Source organism: Actibacterium sp. 188UL27-1, assembly GCF_016901225.1.
In the GTDB taxonomy this organism is placed as follows: Bacteria; Pseudomonadota; Alphaproteobacteria; order Rhodobacterales; family Rhodobacteraceae; genus 188UL27-1.
The window spans coordinates 43,433-63,536 of record NZ_JAFEUL010000007.1 but is presented as its reverse complement, the minus strand read 5'-3'; the positions used below and the strand labels follow the sequence as shown (position 1 = coordinate 63,536).

At 60.4% G+C, this 20,104-nt stretch carries 20 protein-coding genes; 4 read left to right on the top strand and 16 right to left on the bottom strand.

Translation table 11 applies throughout. From position 1 onward, the window contains the following. Window positions 1-21: 21 nt before the first annotated feature. The 8 genes from IU397_RS11130 to trpS all read right to left on the bottom strand — a co-directional run bounded on the left by IU397_RS11130 (window position 22) and on the right by trpS (window position 7,180). Window positions 22-1,011, bottom strand: a complete 990-nt coding sequence (locus IU397_RS11130; RefSeq protein WP_204413528.1) for a BMP family protein — start codon at window positions 1,009-1,011, stop codon at window positions 22-24. A gap of 110 nt (window positions 1,012-1,121) precedes the next feature. Further along, on the bottom strand, window positions 1,122-1,547 hold the full coding sequence (locus IU397_RS11125) for a GNAT family N-acetyltransferase (RefSeq protein WP_370541659.1): 426 nt from the start codon (window positions 1,545-1,547) through the stop codon (window positions 1,122-1,124). Then, the gene (gene tsaB / locus IU397_RS11120; protein ID WP_204413526.1) at window positions 1,544-2,257 is read right to left on the bottom strand and encodes a tRNA (adenosine(37)-N6)-threonylcarbamoyltransferase complex dimerization subunit type 1 TsaB; all 714 of its coding nucleotides are present in this window, start codon (window positions 2,255-2,257) and stop codon (window positions 1,544-1,546) included. Before tsaB ends, IU397_RS11125 begins: the two co-directional genes overlap by 4 nt. After that, on the bottom strand, window positions 2,247-2,810 hold the full coding sequence (locus IU397_RS11115) for a NifU family protein (RefSeq protein ID WP_204413524.1): 564 nt from the start codon (window positions 2,808-2,810) through the stop codon (window positions 2,247-2,249). Before IU397_RS11115 ends, tsaB begins: the two co-directional genes overlap by 11 nt. An 84-nt stretch (window positions 2,811-2,894) precedes the next feature. Then, window positions 2,895-4,343 (bottom strand): hypothetical protein, encoded by a 1,449-nt coding sequence (locus IU397_RS11110; RefSeq protein ID WP_204413522.1) that lies wholly within the window; start codon window positions 4,341-4,343, stop codon window positions 2,895-2,897. Between the two features lie 12 nt (window positions 4,344-4,355). Next, complete coding sequence (locus IU397_RS11105; protein ID WP_204413520.1) at window positions 4,356-4,811, bottom strand: universal stress protein; 456 nt, start codon at window positions 4,809-4,811, stop codon at window positions 4,356-4,358. 149 nt (window positions 4,812-4,960) lie between these two features. Further along, entirely contained in the window at window positions 4,961-5,824 is an 864-nt protein-coding gene (locus tag IU397_RS11100; protein ID WP_204413518.1) for a branched-chain amino acid aminotransferase, read from the bottom strand. A gap of 324 nt (window positions 5,825-6,148) precedes the next feature. After that, a complete protein-coding gene (gene trpS / locus IU397_RS11095; protein WP_204413516.1) occupies window positions 6,149-7,180 on the bottom strand; it encodes a tryptophan--tRNA ligase in 1,032 nt (343 codons plus the stop codon). A 97-nt stretch (window positions 7,181-7,277) separates the two neighbouring features. Between trpS and IU397_RS11090 the strand changes: the two genes are divergently transcribed. After that, complete coding sequence (locus IU397_RS11090; protein WP_204413514.1) at window positions 7,278-7,967, top strand: rhomboid family intramembrane serine protease; 690 nt, start codon at window positions 7,278-7,280, stop codon at window positions 7,965-7,967. 5 nt (window positions 7,968-7,972) lie between these two features. Here IU397_RS11090 and murJ read toward each other — a convergent pair whose 3' ends face one another. The 3 genes from murJ to IU397_RS11075 are packed head-to-tail and all read right to left on the bottom strand — an operon-like array spanning window position 7,973 to window position 13,498. Continuing rightward, window positions 7,973-9,526 carry a murein biosynthesis integral membrane protein MurJ gene (murJ, locus tag IU397_RS11085; protein WP_204413512.1) on the bottom strand — a complete coding sequence of 518 codons (1,554 nt, stop codon included), beginning with the start codon at window positions 9,524-9,526 and terminating at the stop codon, window positions 7,973-7,975. Further along, a complete protein-coding gene (locus IU397_RS11080) occupies window positions 9,526-12,372 on the bottom strand; it encodes a [protein-PII] uridylyltransferase (protein WP_370541658.1) in 2,847 nt (948 codons plus the stop codon). Before IU397_RS11080 ends, murJ begins: the two co-directional genes overlap by 1 nt. Further along, entirely contained in the window at window positions 12,332-13,498 is a 1,167-nt protein-coding gene (locus IU397_RS11075) for a penicillin-binding protein activator (protein ID WP_239479736.1), read from the bottom strand. Before IU397_RS11075 ends, IU397_RS11080 begins: the two co-directional genes overlap by 41 nt. A gap of 114 nt (window positions 13,499-13,612) precedes the next feature. Between IU397_RS11075 and rsmI the strand changes: the two genes are divergently transcribed. From rsmI to gshB, 3 genes are read left to right on the top strand one after another with little or no spacing between them, the layout of a single operon-like run. After that, complete coding sequence (gene rsmI, locus IU397_RS11070) at window positions 13,613-14,497, top strand: 16S rRNA (cytidine(1402)-2'-O)-methyltransferase (protein ID WP_204413508.1); 885 nt, start codon at window positions 13,613-13,615, stop codon at window positions 14,495-14,497. Beyond that, window positions 14,494-14,868: a YraN family protein gene (locus tag IU397_RS11065; protein WP_204413506.1), complete on the top strand. Its 375-nt coding sequence runs from the start codon at window positions 14,494-14,496 to the stop codon at window positions 14,866-14,868. Before rsmI ends, IU397_RS11065 begins: the two co-directional genes overlap by 4 nt. A gap of 57 nt (window positions 14,869-14,925) precedes the next feature. Further along, a complete protein-coding gene (gshB, locus tag IU397_RS11060) occupies window positions 14,926-15,867 on the top strand; it encodes a glutathione synthase (protein ID WP_204413504.1) in 942 nt (313 codons plus the stop codon). On the opposite strand, the gene IU397_RS11055 is transcribed toward gshB, so the two are convergent. The 5 genes from IU397_RS11055 to cobU form a co-directional block, all read right to left on the bottom strand. Beyond that, on the bottom strand, window positions 15,864-17,378 hold the full coding sequence (locus tag IU397_RS11055) for a YifB family Mg chelatase-like AAA ATPase (RefSeq protein WP_204413774.1): 1,515 nt from the start codon (window positions 17,376-17,378) through the stop codon (window positions 15,864-15,866). The genes gshB and IU397_RS11055 overlap by 4 nt on opposite strands. 67 nt (window positions 17,379-17,445) lie before the next feature. Next, entirely contained in the window at window positions 17,446-18,204 is a 759-nt protein-coding gene (locus tag IU397_RS11050; protein WP_204413503.1) for an alpha/beta fold hydrolase, read from the bottom strand. 66 nt (window positions 18,205-18,270) lie between these two features. Further along, entirely contained in the window at window positions 18,271-18,960 is a 690-nt protein-coding gene (locus IU397_RS11045; protein WP_204413502.1) for a glutathione S-transferase, read from the bottom strand. Between the two features lie 58 nt (window positions 18,961-19,018). Beyond that, window positions 19,019-19,585, bottom strand: a complete 567-nt coding sequence (locus tag IU397_RS11040; protein WP_204413501.1) for a histidine phosphatase family protein — start codon at window positions 19,583-19,585, stop codon at window positions 19,019-19,021. Then, a complete protein-coding gene (gene cobU / locus IU397_RS11035) occupies window positions 19,582-20,103 on the bottom strand; it encodes a bifunctional adenosylcobinamide kinase/adenosylcobinamide-phosphate guanylyltransferase (protein ID WP_239479735.1) in 522 nt (173 codons plus the stop codon). The genes IU397_RS11040 and cobU overlap by 4 nt, the downstream gene beginning before the upstream one ends. Window position 20,104: the final 1 nt, after the last annotated feature.

Below are 20,104 nucleotides of genomic sequence, written 5' to 3'. Positions count from 1 at the left end.
CCGTCCGACCCCCTGGTTTGATTAGTTCACGGGGCAGCTGTTGTCGGACATGTAATCGTGCACGGCAATCTCGCCCGAGACGATCTTGGCGGATGCCTCGTCGACGGCCGTTTTCATCTCGGCGGTCACAAGCTCTGCGTTGTTTTCATCAACCGCATAGCCGACCCCGTCATTCGACAGGCCCATGACATTGACGCCGGTTTCGAGACCCGGGCCATCAGTGAAGGCCGTGTAGACGGCATTGTCCACGCGCTTCATCATCGATGTCAGAACCTTGCCCGGGTGCAGGTGGTTCTGGTTACTGTCCACACCGATGGACAGGATGTTTTCATCCGCGGCAGCTTGCAAAACACCGACGCCCGTGCCGCCTGCTGCCGCATAGACCACGTCAACGCCCTGGCTGATCTGGGCCTTGGTCAGCTCGATCCCCTTGCCGGGGTCATTCCAGGCTGCAGGTGTGGTGCCGGTCATGTTCTGAATGACGGTTGCATCTGGGTTCACCGATTTCACACCCTGGGCATAGCCGCAGGCAAATTTGCGGATCAGGGGGATGTCCATCCCACCGATGAAGCCAACGGTGCCTGTCTTGCTGGCCTTGGCGGCCATCATGCCCACCAGAAAGCTGCCTTCATGTTCGTTGAACACCACCGAGCGGACGTTGGGCTGGTCGACGACCATGTCGATGATCACGAAGGAGGTGTCGGGGTAATCGGGGGCCACTTCGTTGAGCACATTGCCGAACGCAAAGCCGGTCATCACGACGGGGTTCGACCCGCTTTCGGCCAGCCGGCGCAGGGCCTGTTCGCGCTGTGCCTCTGACTGCATCTCGATCTCGCGGTAGTCGCCGCCGGTTTCTTCGGCCCAACGCTGTGCGCCGCCAAAGGCCGCCTCGTTGAAGGACTTGTCGAACTTGCCGCCCAGGTCAAAAACAACGGCCGGATCGGCCAGGCTGGCCCCGGCGCTGACGGCCAAAGCGGCAGCTGCGCCCAGAAAGGTCCGCATCAAGATCATGGATATCTCCCGTCGGTTGTTTTTCCGTGACGTGCATTTGCGCACATCGCAGAGCATATTTTTAACTGTTTCTGATAAGGCCGCAGGGCTTAGCGGGGGTCAACCGGTTTTTAGCGAGAGAGGATGCTGGTCAAGGCTTTGCTTAGAAGGTGGGCAGCGACGGTTTGATCTGCGCGGCGGTAATAGTTGGGGCGGATCCCGACCCCGGCATATCCTGCGGCCGCGTAAAGCTGGCGCGCCCCGTGGTTGTCTTCGGCCACCTCCAGGAAGGCGGATCGGGCGTGGCGGGTGCGGGCCTCGTCTTCGAAAGCCCCAAGGCAGGCGCGGCCACGTCCCTGGCGCCGGAGTTTTGGATCTGTCACGAGGGTGAGCAGTTCTGCTTCTCCGCCCACTGCGCGCCCCAGGGCAAAGGCGCCATCTGTCCAGACCCCAAAACAGGTGGGACTGGCCAGCAGGCTTTCAAACTCATCCGCGCGCCAGGGCCGCCCCTGGTCGAACCCTGCCGCATGGAGGCGCGCCATCTCATCCGGTGTCACGCCAGGATCATCGGCGGTTTGTCCCTGGACGGAGCCGCATCGGGTGCCTTGATGTAAAGCGGCGCTGGCCGGTCCATGGCTTTGCCTTGGGCCAGTTTGGCGGCAGCGATTTGCGCGATGTTGGATGCGGCATGTTGCCAGTCGATCCGAGCCTCGGTGCCATCCGCCTCCCTGCGGTTGTTTTTGAAAAGCGCTGTGGTCAAGGCGGTGGCGCGATGCCCGCAGACCCGGATATCCGGGTCAGGACAGGCCGTGGACAGATCGTCGAACCCGTCTGCTGTGACCATGCGCGCGGGGCCGTTCGGGGCGCCATTCGCAAATGGCTGCAGATAGAGGCTGTCCCGCGGCCCCGGCAGGCTCATCAGCCAGGTTCCGTGGGCCATAGCGGCGTCGGATCCGTTCAAAATCTCAAAACTGCTCACACCAATGGCGGGGATCTTGAGCGCCAATGCCATCGCGCGGGCTGCGCTGACAGCGATGCGGATGCCCGTGAAATTGCCGGGCCCGATGCCTACAGCGATGGCGTCAAGCTGTGCCATCACGGTGCCGGATCCGGCCATGATATCGGCCAAGATCGGCATCAGATGTTCGGCCTGGCCGCGTGCCATGTCTTGAAAGCGAGTCTGTTTGATGTCCCTGCTCAACAGCAAAGCGGCCGCGCAATGCGCGGCCGATGTGTCAAAAGCCAGGATCGCAGGGTCAGACGGCAACCGGGCGCACCTCTACCACCTCGGGGATGTAGTGGCGCAGCAGGTTTTCGATCCCCATTTTCAGCGTCAGGGTCGACGAGGGGCAACCGGCGCAGGCACCCTGCATATGCAGATAGACCACGCCGCGATCAAAGCCGTGAAAGGTGATATCCCCGCCATCTTGCGCCACAGCCGGACGGACGCGGGTGTCGAGGAGGGTTTTGATCTGGCCTACAATCTCTGCATCCTCACCGTCATGGGCCGCATGGCCGCCATGGCTGTCGGCTTCGCCTTCCATGACGGGGGCGCCGGATTGAAAATGCTCCATCACGGCACCCAGGATCGCAGGTTTGATATGGTTCCACTCGATGCCATCAGCCTTGGTCACGGTGACAAAGTCATGCCCGAAGAAGACGCCCGTCACGCCATCGACGGCAAAGACCCGGGTCGCCAGGGGCGATTTACCGGCCGTGTCGGGGGCGGGAAAATCCGCCGTTCCAGCCTCCAGCACGGTCTGGCCGGGCAGAAACTTGAGCGTGGCAGGATTTGGAGTGGATTCGGTCTGGATAAACATAAATCGCCCCTTTTTGGTTGGTCTTTATATGCGCCTTTCCCATGGAGGTGTCAATGAGTTTAGAATTGTTCTAAAACTGTATAATTATGACGCGGCGCATCTGATCCCCACGATGGCTTCGGTGACCGTGGCGGGGACCTGTCCGCCCAGCAACGGCGCGGCTTCTTCATCGGATGAGTAGATGACGTTGCGCTTGTCCAGAAATTCGCGCAGCCATCCCACTGACACTGCAAACGAGATACGCTCGGCTTTCTTTTCAGCGTCCGGCTGCAGCAGGACAATGCCCGAAAGCGCACCCGCTTCGGTGAGGATCGGCCAGCCAAGGCTGCCTTCGGGTACGGTGGAGGTGATGGCAAAGTAACCCTCTGGCGGGGCGGCAAGGGCCAGGACATCCTCATCACCGATGCTGAGAGACCCGGCAGAGACCGCGCTGATCTCACCGATGGTCTGCAACATGAACTCCGTCAGTTCCGCATCGCGCCCGATGGCGCGCACGATGGTGCCAAGCGTCGTTCGCTCGCGTGTGGCCAGCGGCAGCCAAACCGATTGCTGGGCCGAACCGCGCAGAACGGCGAGGTCGTATTTTTCACTGATCGCGATGGGAAAGAGGGTGCTTCCATCGGGCAGGACCGGACGTTCACACAGATCCAGCATGCTGGCCGTGGTCAGCAAGTCGGAGGAGTTGATGTAGACGCCGTTGACATAGGCCGGGCGCACTTGGCCCCCCGGTGGCACGGGGGCGGGGAGCAGGCGTTGGGCAACGTCTGAGGCTGGGCTGCGCGGAGGACGGTCTGGTCCCATGATCGTGGCCAGCCGACCCTCTTGGGGCGGGGCGACGGAAACGTCGCGCCGGGTTGAGACGCTGCTGGCCATGAGCATCAGCCGACCTGCATCCTTTGGCGCCGCCCGGAACCAGACGCTTTCATACCGGTCGCCCGCGCGATCCGTGCGGACATAGACGCGGTCGCGGTCCGGCAGCGTGACGCTCGACACGATGAGGTCCCTGCGATCCAAGGTGAAGGCGGGGTCGGCGCCCGCATGGCGGTCCCGCCAGGATTGGTGGATATTCTGCGCGCTTTGCAGCGTGCCGACGGCACGGGTGATCCGCATCGCCTTATCGGCGCTGACCATCAACAGGACTTCGCCGTCGGTCGAGGTCGTGTTCTGGAACAGGGCCTTTGGCGCCAAAAAGCGGGATTGCGTGTCCTGCGGCTCGATCCAGGCCCAACCATCGGCGGCATAGGCCGTGCGATAGGCGGTCATCAACCGGCGCAGGGTTTGTTCGCGCGCATCAAGGCCCATGCCCTGACGGACCAGATAGGTTTGAAAGGCCCGGGCGCTGCGGGGACCCCAGGCGCCATCAAGGGCACCATCATAGTCACCCTCAAGCGCAAGGGCGGCCTGAACGATTCGCTTTTCTGATCCGGTCAGCGGATCGATCAGGTCATCGGCCTGGCCGGAAACAAGCGTCACAAAAAGAACGGCGATGGACACGATAAAAGGGCGCGCGAACGCGATGAAACGAGACTGCATTTTAATGCTCCGTCAGGTAATGGCCTGAAGCCGGTCTTTCGGCATTTCGCCAGGGACAATGGTGATGGGAACAGCAAGGTCGCCAGATGCCTTGGTCAAGGCGGTGACCAGGGGGCCGGGCCCGCTATTTTCGGCGCTGGCCCCAAGGACGATCACGCCGATTTCGGGATCTTCGCGGACAAGGGCCATGATTTCGGGCACGGCTTCGCCTTCGCGGATGACCAATTCGGGATCGACTTTCTGCTTGTCGCGCATCCATTTGGCAAACACCTCGAAATGGGCTTCGATCCGTTCCCGGGCCTCCGCGCGCATGACATCGCCGACGCCGATCCAGTGCTGGAACTCATCGGGGGGGATGATCGACAGAATCTCGACCCCGCCGCCCGTATTGGCCGCTCGCATAGCGGCAAAGCGCATGGCGTTCAGGCATTCACGACTATCGTCCAAGATTACCAGAAACTTGCGCATTTTGACATTCACTCCCTTAGCGAGTGGAGTGTGACCCGCTGGCGGGGGGCATGCAACGGCCATCTGCATTTTGCGCTCCTTGATCGATGCTCCGATTACAAGGTCTACGGGCGAGGGAGAGTCTTTATTCTCAATGAAACTGAGGAATGCTATTTTTCCGACAGCGCCCAGTCCCAATACAACTCGCGCGCCCGGCGGGTGATGGGGCCGATCTGGTAGGATGTGTCATCAAACGCGGTGACCGGGGTGACCTTCATCATATTGCCGGTCATGAAGACTTCATCGGCCCCATGGAAATCGTCGAAGGTGAGTGTCGTCTCGACCACCTCATGCCCATCGGCGCGCAGGTTCGTCATGTGGCGGGTGCGGGTGATGCCGGCCAGGAATGTGCCATTGGGGACGGGGGTCATCACGACACCGTCCTTGACCATAAAGATGTTGGCGGAGGCGGTTTCGGCGACATTGCCCACGGCATCGGCGACCAACGCGTTGAGAAACCCCTTTGACTGCGCCTCGGCCATCATGCGGGCATTGTTGGGATAAAGGCACCCGGCCTTGGCGTTCACGACGTTGTCTTCCAGGACGGGGCGGCGAAACCGCGTACGTGTCAGGGTGGTGACGCGTGTTTCGGGTGCCAAGGGGATCGCTTCGAGGCAGATGGCAAAACCGGTTGCCCCCGCCTTGGGCAGGATGCCCATCTCGCCGCCTTCCAGCGCCCAGTACATGGGGCGGATATAGACGGCGGTTTGCGGATCATACTGCGACAGTCCTTCCCACACGATGGCGACCATCTCATCGGTGGTGACAGTGGGAGTGATCATCAGCGCCTCGGCCGAGCGGTTCACGCGGTCGCAATGGGCGCGCAGATCCGGGGCCACCCCGTCAAAAAAGCGCGCACCGTCAAATACGGTTGAGCCCAGCCAGGACCCATGATCGGCCGCCTGCATGATTGGCACATCGCCCTCATGCCAGGTCTCCTTGAAATAGGTCCGTATATTGGTGCCGGTGGCCATGGGGATCCTCCTGATATCAGCGTGCATGCTAGGAACAGCCACGTGCCGCGTCCACCCGCAACGACAAAGAGAATGCCCGACCATGCAAACAGCAGGGTCGGGCGTGGCGGGGCAGAGGAGGGTACGATTCAAATACCGCCGGGTGCTGGTAGCTGGGCCTTGGCCGCCCGACCGATCCCAAATACGAACCGTGAAACGACCAGCGGCGCCCGTTGGGGTAGGCGCGACATCCTGATGCATGTCGAAAGCCTCAATTTCGTGACGGTCGGGCTAACGTTATGTGACGGTTTTATTGCGCTTTGGCAGACCGGTCGATTTGGGCGACTATGTGCCCGCGCCAACCATGCCGACGATCTCATACGTTTTCTTCAGGACCGGTGCGGCCAGTTCGCGCGCGCGGTCCGCCCCCCGGGCCAACAGCCGGTCCAGTTCGGCGCTGTCATCCATGAGGCGCGACATTTCGCACGAGATCGGGGAGAGCTTAGCCACCGCCAAATCGGCCAGCTTGGGTTTGAACGCGCCGAATTGCTGACCGGCAAATTCGGCGATCACGTCATCTGCGCCGCGATCATCCAAGGCGGCGTAGATGTTGACCAGATTTGCCGCTTCGGGACGGTCTGCCAGGCCATCAAGGGTATCGGGCAGCGGCTCGGGGTCTGTTTTGGCCTTGCGAATTTTCTGCGCAATTGCATCCGCATCATCGGTCAGGTTGATCCGCGACATATCGGAGGGATCTGATTTGGACATCTTCTTGCTGCCGTCGCGCAGGCTCATGACACGGGTGGCCACCCCATGGATCACGGGTTCGGTGATCGGAAAGAAATCGACGCCGTAATCATGGTTGAACTTGGTCGCCACATCGCGCGTCAGTTCCAGATGCTGCTTTTGATCGTCGCCTACCGGGACATGGGTCGAATGATACAGCAGGATATCCGCCGCCATCAGTGCAGGGTAAGCCAGCAGCCCGAGCGAGGCATTTTCGGCGTTCTTGCCCGCCTTGTCCTTGAACTGTGTCATGCGTTTCATCCAGCCCATACGGGCCACGCAGTTGAAGATCCAGCCAAGCTGCGTGTGCTCTGGCACCTGGCTTTGGTTCATCAGGATCGAGCGTTCGGGGTCGATGCCAGACGCAATATAGCCCGCGGCCAGTTCCCGCGTGTTGCGGCGCAGGTCGGATGGGTTCTGCCAGACCGTGATCGCATGGAGATCGACCATGCAATAGATCGTCTGGTACGTGCCGCCATCCTGCATTTCGACAAAGCGTTTGATGGCCCCCAGATAATTGCCCAGAGTCAAACCGCCGGACGGCTGAATGCCGGAAAAAACGCGCGGCGTAAACGTGGTGTTATCGGTCATTGGGGCACCATCTGGCATTCGGAACGCTGGTGTCCTATCGGTAGGTCCTCGGGTCGTCAACCGACGGCTCCGCACCGAAACGCAAAGGACCAGCGCCATGTCATTTGATCCCAATGCGTCGCCGTTCAACGCGCTGCCTCCTGTTGTGGTGGCGTTGGCCGCCGCCATTGCCGTACCGGAGTTGATCTTTCAACTGGCCGGGTCCGGGCTTTTGGCTGGCGTTGGGGCAGGCAGCGATTTGCGGCTGCTTGCTATCCGTAATTTCGGCTTTTTCGGCGATGTCTTTGGCTGGATGATCCAGAACCAAACCGTGACGGTGGATAGCCTGACCCGGTTTGTCACCTATCCGTTCGTTCATGGCAGCTTTGTTCAGATGATATTTGTCGCGGTCTTCACCTTGGCCCTGGGCAAGATGGTGGGAGAGGTGTTTTCCGCTATCTCGGTCCTGATGATCTTTTTCGGATCGGCCATTGTCGGGGCGCTGGTCTTTGGTCTCATCTTTCGGTCGGAATCGTTGCTGGTGGGCGGCTTTCCGGCCGCCTATGGCTTGATCGGTGGCTATACTTTTATCCTATGGACGGGCTATCGGGCGATGGGGGGCAATCAGTACCAGGCATTCCAGTTGATCGGTCTGCTCATGGCGATCCAATTGGTCTTTGGGCTGCTTTTTGGCACCAACAATGATTGGGTCGCCGATATCGCTGGGTTCGTGACAGGATTTGCCCTGTCGGTTCTGGTCAGCCCGGGTGGCTTTAACCGGCTGTTGCAGCAGATCCGGTCGCGTTGATCGCGTCAGCCGGGTGCAGGGCTACGACGCACGGCGCGGCGCAATTCCGACAGTTTGAATGCGCCGATCACATGTCCGGCCACACCATATCCGACCATACCGGCAAGGATCAGACCCGCCAAAGCCCAGTAGCGCAGCCATGGCGCGTAAAGGGATCCCCCCAGTAGCCAGGCCACCCCAACGAGGATGCCTGCCATGATGGCAGAGGCCAGGATGATGCGCAGGATCCGAGCCTTGAGCCTTGCATCAGGTTGTGCTGCGTCTCCCATGTCACGCGAGCCGCGCCAGAGCAGCCAGACCATGGCCCAACCCGCTATGGTCGTGGCCCAGGCGGCGGCAGTGAACCCGATCAGACTGTAAAACCCGAAAGCCACCGCGGCATTGATCACCATGGCGACCAGCGCGAACCGAAAAGGCGATTTGGTATCGTGGCGTGCGAAGTAAAGCGGTTGCAGCACCTTTTGCAGCACAAAGGCAGGCAGCCCTGCGCCATAGATCGCAGTGACAATCGCAGTGGCCGCCGCGGCCTCTGCATCAAAGGCGCCGCGCTGGTACAGGACGGAGACGATGGGGTCTGCGATCACGACCAGCGCCACGGCGGCCGGCACGGTCAGCAACAAGGCGAATTCGGTCGCGCGGTTCAGCGCCTCGCGCCCGCCTGCCACGTCATTCTCGGCCAGGCGGCGGGACAGGTCAGGCAAGAGGACCACTCCGATGGCGATGGCCACAACGCCAAGGGGCAGCTGGTACAGACGGTCGGCAAGGTTCAGGTAGGTGATCGCCCCGTCAAACCGGCTTGCAACCTGTTTGCCCACGATCAGATTGATCTGCACCACACCGCCCGCCAGCATGGCCGGGGCGGCGATGATCGCCAGGCGTTTCAGGTCCGGTGTCAGCCGTGGCCAACGGGGCTTTAGGAGGAATCCGGCCTGTGCCGCGGCCCGCCACAGCAGCGCCAATTGTGCGATACCGGCGATGGGCACGGCCCAGGATAAGGCCCAGCCGAAATCCCATCCCAGCGGATCGGCCAATAGCATGGCCGAGACCAACGTGATGTTGAGCAAAACCGGTGCCGCCGCTGCTGCCGCGAACCGCCCCGTGGCGTTCAAAACCCCCGAGAGCAAGGCCGCGAGTGAGATCAGCAAGATGTAGGGAAAGATGACGCGGCCAAAGTCCGTTGCCATTTCAAATCGTTCATCGCCCCAAAAGCCCGAGGCGAGCGCCAGGACCAGCCATGGCATGGCAACCTGGGCCAGCAGGGTGAACAGGATCAGAACCGTGGCCAGCCCGGAAAAGGCGTCCCGGGCGAAGGTGCGCGCATCGTCTGCGTCCTGCAGCTTTTTGGAGAAGAGGGGCACAAAGGCCATGTTCAACGCGCCTTCGGCGAAGAACCGGCGGAACATGTTGGGCAGGGTCAGAGCCACAAAAAACGCCTCACCCACCGGGCCATCACCCAGCCGCGCAGCGATCAGGATATCGCGGGCAAAGCCCAGCACTCGGCTGAGGAAGGTCCACAGGCCGACGGTGAGAAACCCGCGGATCAGTTGGATAGGACGCATCAGCCCTTGGCGCGCTCTGCACCGGCCAGAATGGCCTCGCGCAATTTGCGTTCCAGCGTGGTCTGTTTGGATTTGGCGTGGATTTTCAACCCGAACATGTCCTTGACGTAAAAAGTATCGACGGCCTGGGCGCCGTAGGTCGCAATCACCGCGCTGGCGACATAGAGGTTCGCCTCTGCCAGGGTGCGCGACAGATCGTGCAGCAGGCCGGGGCGGTCGCGGGTATCGACCTCGATGATCGAATAGATGTCAGAACCCTCATTGTCGAACATGACCGAGGTCGGGAAACGGAAGCCGCTTTCGCGCTTTTTGACCTTGTCGCGGGATTTCAAAGCGTCGCGGGCCAGAACCTCTCCCATCAGGATCTTGTGAAGCATGGTGCGCAGGCGGGGCAGGCGACCGACCTCATAGGGGGAGCCATCGCCGTCTTGAATCCAAAAGACCGAGGTCGCAAAGCCGTCCTTGCTGGTATAGCTGCGCGCATCGACGACATTGGCACCAACCAGCGCCAACGCACCAGTGACGCGGGTGAAGATACCGGGATGGTCGGCCAGGGCAAAACAGGCGCGGGTGGCGTCGCGGTCCGTATCAGGGGTCAGGTCCAGCTTGACCTCGTCATCCCCCAGCCCGTGCAGCAATTCGGCAATCACGACATGCGTGCTCGTCTGCAGACCCTGCCAATAGGGCGGATAGTGGCGGGCCGTTTCCTTGCGCAGATCAGCGGCGGACCAATCCGTCAAGGCCGCGCGCAGGGATTTCTTGGCGGCGTTTCCACGATTTTCGCGGTTGAGCTCTTCAAGTCCGTGTTCCAGCGCCTCTGCCGTGTGATGATAGAGCGTGCGCAGCAGCACCGCTTTCCAATTGTTCCAGGTATTGGGGCCGACACCGCGAATGTCGCAGACGGTCAGGACGGTCAGCAGATCCAGCCGCTTGCGCGTTTTGACGGCCTTGGCAAAATCGCGGACGGTGCGGGGGTCTGACAGGTCGCGCTTTTGCGCCATGTCAGACATCAACAAGTGATAGCGGACCAGCCACTCCACGGTCTCGGTCTCATCCTTCTTGAGGTTCAGGCGCGGGCAGATGCTGCGCGCCATGCGTGCGCCTAGAATAGAATGATCTTCGCTGCGCCCCTTGCCGATATCATGAAGCAGCAGTGCCATATAGATGATCCGGCGATTGACGCCTTCCTTCAAGACCCGGCTGGCGATGGGCAATTCCTCGACCAGCTCCCCCCGCTCGATCTGGGCGAGGACACTGATGCACTGGATCGTGTGTTCATCCACCGTATAGTGGTGATAAACGTTGAATTGCATCATCGCGACAATGGGTTCAAATTCGGGGATGAAGGCGGAAAGCACTCCCAATTCGTTCATCCGGCGCAGCGCACGTTCTGGGTTTCCGTGGCGCAGCAGCAGATCCAGAAACACCTTGGCGCTATCCTTGTTGCGCCGCATATCGTCGTCGATCAGGTGCAGGTTTGCGGCAATCAGGCGCATCGCATTTGGGTGAAGCAACAGACCCGTGCGCAAGGCTTCTTCAAAGATGCTGAGCAGGCGTTTGGGTTCGGCCAGAAATGCCTTTTCATCCGCCACGACCAGCCGGTTCTGGCGCACATCGTAGGGCGGGTTTACCTTGCGCCGTCGCCGAAACAGCCCGGCCAGCATCGGTTCGCTTTTCAGGTGGCTGGCTTCCATGGCGGTCAGCAGGATCCGGGTCAGTTCACCTACGCGGGTCGCGTGGCGGAAATAGTCCTGCATGAAGTGTTCGACTGCGCGACGCCCGCCATGATCGGAGTATTCCATGCGGTCTGCCACGTCGAGCTGCATGTCAAAGGTGAGCTGATCCATCTCGCGCCCGGTGATCAGGTGCAGGTGGGAGCGCACCGCCCACAGGAACGTCTCCGCCTCTTCAAAGGCTGCATGTTCATCGGCCGTGAACACCCCGACAGCGACCAGATCCCCCGTCCGATCCACCCGGTGCACATATTTCGCGATCCAGAACAGCGATTGCAGATCCCGGAGCCCGCCTTTGCCTTCCTTGACATTGGGTTCCAGCACATAGCGCTGGCCGCCTTGCTTTTTGTGGCGCTCTTCGCGTTCGGCCAGCTTGGCCTCGATAAATTCCTGGCTGGTCCCGATGAACAGATCGCTCCAAAGGCGCGCCATGAGCTCCTGGCCCAGATCAACATCGCCATCCAGAACGCGCAATTCCAACAGGGCCGTTCGGATCGTGAAATCGGTACGGCCCAAGCGCAGGCAATCCCGGATGGTGCGGCTGGAATGGCCGACCTTCAACCGCAGATCCCACAGAATGTAGAGCATGGACTCGATCACGCTCTCTGCCCAGGGCGTGATCTTGTAGGGTGTCAGAAACAGCAGATCGACGTCTGATTGCGGTGCCATTTCCGCCCGGCCATATCCCCCCGCGGCCAAGACGGCGAGGCGTTCGGACGCGGTCGGGTTGGGGGCGGGATGGGAATAGATGGTGACCAAACGCCAGATCGTCCGGATCAATCCATCCGTCAGATGAGCATAGGCTTTGACCAATTTACGGGCGCCTCGTGGGTTTTGGGCAAAGGCCGCTGCAATGACGTCGCGACCGTTTTTCTGAGCTTTCTGAAGATGCGGCACGGCAATGGCGCGGATGTCCTGCGGCGCGCGGTTGGGCCCGTCGTCACGTGGACTGGTGGTCTGATCCAGCGCGATCTGCAAGCCAGACCACAGAGCATCCAGGTCGATGATCTGCTCGGCCGGACAAATGAGATCGTCCTGCGGTTCGGTTTGTGCCGGTACGGATGCTCCAGGCCTAGAAGCCTGCGCCGCCGAAGCTTCGGGGAGCGGGATCAATCACAACCACCTTGTTGTTACGGATCTGGGCAATGGCCAGGCCCCGCTGGTTGGTGCCATCATTGCGCAGGCGAAAGATACCATCGACGCCCACAAAACCGGATCCCCGGGTCAGGGCGGCTTTGCTCAGGGCATTTGCGTCGCCTTGTTTCACCAAGGCGCCGATCGCCGCGATCCCGTCATAGGCGCGGCCTGCAATCTCAATGGGTTCGCTGCCATAGGCAGCCGTATATCGGGCGCGAAATCTGTTGTTCAGCGCGGGGTCGGACAAAGCGAACCAGGTGCCCTGCAGGCCCGGCTGTGCTAACGCCTGGGGGGGTATATCCAAACGCGCCATGCCAACATATTGTGTGACAGTTGGTGATAAGCCGTTTTCTGGCAGCAACTGCGCCAGAAACCCCATGGCGCCTTCATTGCCGGATGTGAAAAAGACGGCATCCGCGCCGGAGCTTTTGACTTGCGATACGATGTTTGGCACGGCGGCGACGACAGCCTGCTGTGACAAATCGAACGCGGTTGCGCCGACCAGCGTGGCCCCCGATCCCGAAACGGATCGTGTGATGGCATCCCGTGCCACCTCCTCTGCCACGCTGCGTCCGTTCACGACAAAGATCTGGCCCTTGCCGTTCTGCTCAGCGTAACGGACCAACCGTTCGGCCGTGTTGTCGAACGTCTGCCCAAGAATGAAAACGTTGCCGCCCGCGATGGCAGGGTTGTTTGAAAAGGCCAGCACATTGACGCCCTTGCTGGCCACAGCCACGCCTGCCGCATTGGCGGACTCCGCAAAAACGGGGCCAAGAATGATCTTGGCGCCTTTGTCGACAGCTTCAATTGCTGCCGTTTGTGCGCCGCTGGCTGTGCCGGTCGTGTTGTAGATCCGCAAGTCGATCGCGACGCCGTCCAGATCTGAAATCGCCAGTCGGGCCGCGTTTTCCAGGGATTGCGCCAACGCATTTTGTTGCCCATCAGCGGATCCGCCAGGTACCAAAAGTGCAACCGGAACGGCGTCGCGCGTATTGATTGATGGCCCGGTCCCGGTATTGGGCAAATTTAGGTTATCGCACGCGGCCAGCCACAGGACGGAACACATCGTCAGGACCCGAAGCAGCAGGGAGCGGCTGATCATCGGTCTAGGGGTCCTCATGGCAGGCAACATCAGCTACTCCTCATAGGTCAGTGCCAATGCAGGAGCATTTGGCGGATGCACCATAGATCGTAAGGGCGGGGGAAGAGCAAGTAAATGTCACATGGATCCGGGTCGGGTGTGTTTCGCAAGGTCTTGCTGCCTCCTGCTCTCTATCTTGTCGCCACACCTATCGGATCCGCACGCGATATCACGTTGCGTGCGTTGGATATTTTGGCATCTGCCGACATGATCGCGTCCGAAGATACCCGCGTGACGCGACATTTGATGGAACTGCACGGGATCGCCTTGGGCGGACGACCGATCCTTCCCTATCACGACCATAACGGTGCTGCACAGCGCCCTCGGCTCATGGCGGTCCTGGCAGACGGGCAGTCGGTGGCCTACGCCTCTGATGCGGGCACGCCGATGGTGGCTGACCCTGGGTTTTCACTTGTTCGGGCCGCTGCAGAGGCGGGCCATACCGTGACGGCAGCGCCCGGACCGTCTGCCGCTTTGGCCGCACTTACGGTTGCGGGTTTGCCAAGTGACCGATTCATGTTCGCTGGCTTTTCGCCCGTGGCCAAAGGGGCCCGGCGCACATTTCTAAAAAACCTGACCAAAGCTGATGCAACTGTCATCGTTTTTGAAAGCCCAAGGCGGCTTCATCAGACCTTAAGGGATATGGTCGATGTTTTCGGAGAAGATCGCTTGGTCGCCGTTTGCCGGGAACTGACAAAGAAATTCGAACAGGTGGTGCGTGGTACGCTTGGCGACCTTTCGGCACGCTATGCAGATGAAACAGTGAAGGGTGAGGTTGTGTTGGTTATAGACCGGATGCCGGACGTCGTGGCGGACCAGGCGACAGTGGAGGATGCGTTGTGCCGGGCCATGCAAACCCAATCGGTCAAGACAGCCGCGGCCGAAGTGGCAGATGTTTTCAACCTGTCCCGGCGCGACATGTATCAATTGGCCCTTCGCCTGCGGGATGACGCGGAATGACCGCCCAAGCAAAGGCCGTCACGAGGCAGGTTGCCTACCGCGCCGGTTTGTCAGCCGAAGCCGCCGTCGCACGCCATTACGAACACGCGGGCCATGCCATCCAAGCGATCCGTTGGCGGGGCCAGGCCGGTGAGATCGACTTGATCGCGCGGGACGGGGACGGCCTGATCTTTATCGAGGTTAAGAAATCAAAAAACTTCGCGAATGCCGCGCGCAGCTTGTCGGATCGCCAGATTGCCCGCATCTACGCGGCTGCCGGCGAATATCTGGGGCAGATGCCCCTGGGGCAGTTGACCGAAACACGGTTCGATTTGGCGATGGTCGATGTCAGCGGCCATATCGAAGTGCTGGAAAACGCCATCGGGTTTTGACCCGTTGCGCTTGCCCGGAACCTCAGTCATGTAGAGGCGTTGCCACGGAGACGCCCCATGAAAATTGCCTTTCAGATGGATCCGATCAGCGATGTGGATATCGCCGCTGACAGCACCTTTCGGTTGGCCGAGGAGGCGCAGGTCCGGGGGCACATACTATTTTTCTACACACCGGATACTTTGAGTTATCAGAGCGGTCAGATCATGGCCCGCGCTGCATCCCTTACCGTGCACCGCGAGCAGGGCAATCACGCGGATCTGGGGCCGTTTGAGCAGGTCGATCTGTCACAAATGGATGTAATCTGGCTGCGCCAAGATCCCCCCTTTGACATGGGATACATCACCACGACTCATCTGCTGGAGATGCTCACTCCCGGCGTGCTGGTGGTGAATGACCCGTTCTGGGTCCGCAACTCGCCTGAAAAGCTGTTGGTTTTGAAGTTTCCCGACCTGACACCCCCGACGACAATCGCTCGCGACCTTCAGACACTCCGCGCGTTCAAAGAGACCCATGGAGATGTCATCGTCAAACCGCTTTACGGCAATGGTGGGGCGGGCGTCTTTCGATTGGGTCCCGAGGATCGCAATCTCGCCTCGTTGCATGAGCTGTTCAGCGGTATCAATCGTGAGCCGCTGATTGCCCAAAAATTCCTTCCCGATGTTTCGAACGGCGACAAACGCGTCATTCTGGTCGAGGGCGAACCCGTTGGCGCGATCAACCGCGTGCCTGCTGCGGGCGAGACCCGGTCAAACATGCATGTAGGCGGACGTCCGGAAAAGATCGGCCTGACCGCACGGGATCGAGAGATTTGCGAAGCCATAGGTCCACTGCTGCGGGAGCGCGGGCAAATTTTTGTTGGTATCGATATTATCGGCGATTATCTGACCGAGATTAACGTGACCTCCCCCACAGGTATTCAGGAACTCGAACGGTTCGATGGCGGCAATATCGCGGGGCAGATCTGGCAGGCCATCGAAGCCCGTTTGGCGACTGACTAAGGCTCATTTCCCAAGGCCAGGCGATAGCTGACCGCTTCGGCGACGTGGGATTTGCCCAGGCTTTCGGAGCCGTCGAGATCGGCAATCGTGCGGGCCACGCGTAAAACTCGATGATATCCACGGGCAGAAATGCCGAACCGCGCCGCAACATTGGACAGCAATTCTTTGGCAGCATCGTCCAGGACGCTGGTCTCTTCCAGCAACCTGCCTTCGATATCGGCATTCACACGCACGCCGTCGATGCCGTCATAGCGCGTCGCCTGGATGTCGCGGGCGGTCGCAACGCGGGCTGCGATCACGGCGGAGGCATCGCCTGAACATGGCAGATCAAGGTCTGTGTAACTCACCGGCGGCACTTCAACCCGTAGGTCGAATCGGTCCATCAAGGGGCCTGAGATCCGGCCCATATAGTCTTCGCCGCAGTTTGGCGCGCGGCCACAGGCCCGACCGGGATCGCTGAGATATCCGCATTTGCACGGGTTGGCTGCCGCAACCAGCATGAACCGGCATGGATAGCGGACATGCGCATTGGCGCGGGCCACCACGACTTCGCCTGTTTCAATCGGTTGGCGCAGCGTTTCCAAAACCTGTCGGGAGAATTCGGGGAACTCATCCATGAACAAGACGCCGTTATGAGCAAGCGAGATCTCTCCGGGTTTTGCGCCCCGCCCACCACCGACGATGGCCGCCATGGAGGCAGTGTGATGGGGTTCCTGAAACGGGCGCTCAGGCGAGATGCCGCCATCATCCAGTAATCCGGCCAGGGAACGTATCATGGAGGTTTCCAGAGCCTCAGCCGGTGACAGGGCCGGCAGAATGCCGGGCAGACGGGCGGCGAGCATGGATTTGCCCGATCCTGGCGTGCCGACAAGCAGGACATGGTGCCGCCCCGCCGCTGCGATCTCGAGCGCGCGTTTAGCCCGCTCCTGCCCTTTGACATCGCTGAAATCGCGGGAACTCGTGCGGCGCACGACTTCTCCCGGTGTGGCCGGTGACAAGGGAGATTGGCCGTTGAAGTGGCGCACGACCGATGTCAGCGAGTCTGCTGCAATGACTTCCGCCGCGCCAACCCAGGCTGCTTCTGATCCGCAACTTGCGGGGCAAAGCAGCATACGGTCGTCATTGGCAGCCGCCATCGCCGCGGGCAGGGCGCCGATCACCGGCACCAACGTGCCGTCCAGGGACAATTCGCCCAAGGCCAAGGTCCGCTCCACTTCATCCCGGGGCAGGATTTCGAGCGCCGCCAGGACAGAGAGCGCGATAGGCAAATCGAAATGGGAACCTTCCTTTGGTAGATCGGCGGGCGACAGATTGATCGTGATCCGTTTTGAAGGCAGCGCAATTGCCATGGCCGTCAGTGCCGCGCGAACCCGCTCGCGTGCCTCGCTGACGGCTTTGTCCGGCAGGCCGACGATGGAGAATGCGGGCAGTCCGGCGGAGACGGCGCATTGCACCTCCACCCCGCGCGTCTCGACCCCTTCAAAAGCCACCGAATGCGCCCGTGCGACCATCATCACCCTCGTCTGTCGACAATCGGTTAATGGCTAGATCCCAGACCTTTAATTTTAGTAAATTTTTCTAGGGATGGGCAATTGGTCTTCCAGCGATATGGTCCTGCACGACGCGGGCGAAGAGTGCGGGATCCTGCCCGGGCCAGCCATGGCCAAGCCCCTGCGCCTCGAACATCGAATGCCGGGGCAGTGTTTCTTTGAATATGGCGTTGGATGACCGGATCACAGGATGTTCCTTGCTGCCAAAGGCGATCAATACGCGTGTCTGGATTGCCGCCGCTGCCGCTGGTAGAGAATAATCGATCACCTGATGCCCGGTGCGGCGCATCGCCTGCGCCGAAGTCTTGATCGCCTCGCGGACAAATCCCTCCAGATCCCCGTCATCCTCCACGAACATCTTGCCCGTCCTGCGAGCACGACTTGGCCATTTGACGGTCAAGGCGGCAATCATGAAAATCGCTTTCAACAACGGTTTGTGGGTCATGCCACCCGCATGGATGCCGCTGAGCAGGGCGCTGGTGTATCGCTGTGGTTGCCGGATCATCAATGTCATCGCCACGTAAGAGCCCAAAGACAGACCGACCAGATGCGCCTCATCCGCGGGTGCGCAGGCCTCTATGACCTGTTCGACATGCGCGGCGGTGTCCTCCAGATCGCGCCACATTATATGGCGGCTGTCCCCGTGGCCCGGCAAGTCGATTAGAATGCAATTCATGCGGGATTGGTGGGCGATCATCCGGTGCCACATCCAGCTGCTGATCCCCGCCCCGTGCAAATACACGACTAGGGGGCCGGTTTGCGGGCCCGTTCGGTGAAATGCCAACATGCCATGTCCAATGCGTCAAAGGTTAATGGCATTGAAATGGGGATGCAGGTTGGCAACCGCAAGCGATCAGCCGGCAGGGCCGGGCCACGGAACCTGCCGATTATCCATGGCATATCGTTTCAGATCAGGGCCTTGCGTCAGGCCCATCTGACGCCAGACAAGAAAGGATCGGTCGGCCAGATGCGCGGCGACGTAATCCGCAGCCTCGAAAGAGATCGCCAAGCCGTAGCCTGCGATGCGCGCGGCGACGGGTGCATAAAAGGCATCGGCAATCGAGTAGTCACCGCACAGCCAAGGGCCGCCGCTTTGGTTCAGCGCATGTGTCCAGATGACGTCAAGCCGGGCGAGGTCGCGTTCCACGGCGTCATCGGCGGTAAAATCCCCGTAGGCGCAGCGCAGGTTCATAGGACAGGCATTGCGTAACGCCATGAACCCTGCATGCATTTCCGCAGTCAGATCCCGGGCCCGGGCGCGAAATGCCGGATCGGTTGGCCACATGGCATGGTCCGGATGGCGCGCTGCGACCTCCTCTGCAATGGCCAGGCTATCGCCAAGGATGGCGCCGTCGGGCAGGCGCAAGGCCGGCACTGTCTTGGCCGGGGCCATGTCGGGCATCTGTTCGGCAACGCTGCGGTCATCACTGAAGCTTACAAATGCTGTGCTGCAGGGGATGTCCCAGCGATGAAACAAAAGCCATCCACGTAGGGACCAACTGGAATAGGCGGGGTCGCCGAGGACGAGGTGATATTCAGACATGCAATGACCTTAAGCGCGTGGATGTTTGGTGGGAAATGATGCTTTGTGAGGCTCGATATCACGGACAGTGATCGACCCGAACAAGGTGCCAAGTGCCATCATATGTCAGTTCGGTCACCGATAGATTGCTGATCCGCTGGGCCAGCGTGTCATAGGCTGATTTTCCGTTGGCCCGCTGTACTTGTGTGAGGATTGCACCCATATGGGCCACGGCGACGATCGTGTCGACATCGGCAATCAGCGCGTCGGCGGCGGCACCAATGCGTGCGCAAAGGTCATTCCAGCTCTCACCGCCAGGCGCGCGTTGGTGTCCGGGTGCCTCCCAATAGCTGCGCATGAGGGCGCTGTTTGCTGCGTCCAACGTGTCAAAGCGTTGCCCCTCCCACGCTCCAAAATGCAGTTCTCGCAAATCGGCGCGGTGGTCCAGTCGGGGCCGGTCCCCCTGAATAGCATCCGCTGTGGCCACGGCGCGGATAAGATCGGACGAGATGACCGGTGCATTTGGCAGGAATGCGGATAACCGGGCCAAGGCGGCATGGTCGGACAGATCGGCAGGCACATCGGTCCAACCATTGATCTCTGCCCGATGGGTTGGTCCGTGGCGCACCCAGAATATTCGCTTCACAACAGATCCTCGGGCAGCGTCCCTTTCAGGACCAGTGGCAGGCCTGCAACGACCTGCACCACCAACTGTGCCTGTGCTGCCAGCCGCCGATTCAATTGGCCTTGTGCGATGCGAAATTGGCGGCCCAGCTTCGTATCGGGCACGATGCCCTGTCCAACCTCGTTGCTCACCACGACAATCGGGCAGGCGCATTTTGCCAGCGCATCAATCAATGCATCAACCTCGGTCTCAAGATCCGCGTTGGCCAGCAGTCGGTTGCTCAACCACAAGGTTGCACAATCGAGTAAAACAACCTGTTCAGACTGCAAATCCGATACGGCCAATGGTACATCATGGGGGACTTCAAGTGTGGTCCAGCCTGTGCCGCGGGCATTTTTATGCGCATCGATTTTAGCGCGCATTTCGTCATCGAAAGCTTGGGCTGTCGCGATGTAACATTTTGAAATATTGTAGTTATCTACCAGCTTTTCGGCGAAGCTGGATTTGCCGGAGCTTGCGCCGCCTAGCACGAGTGTCATC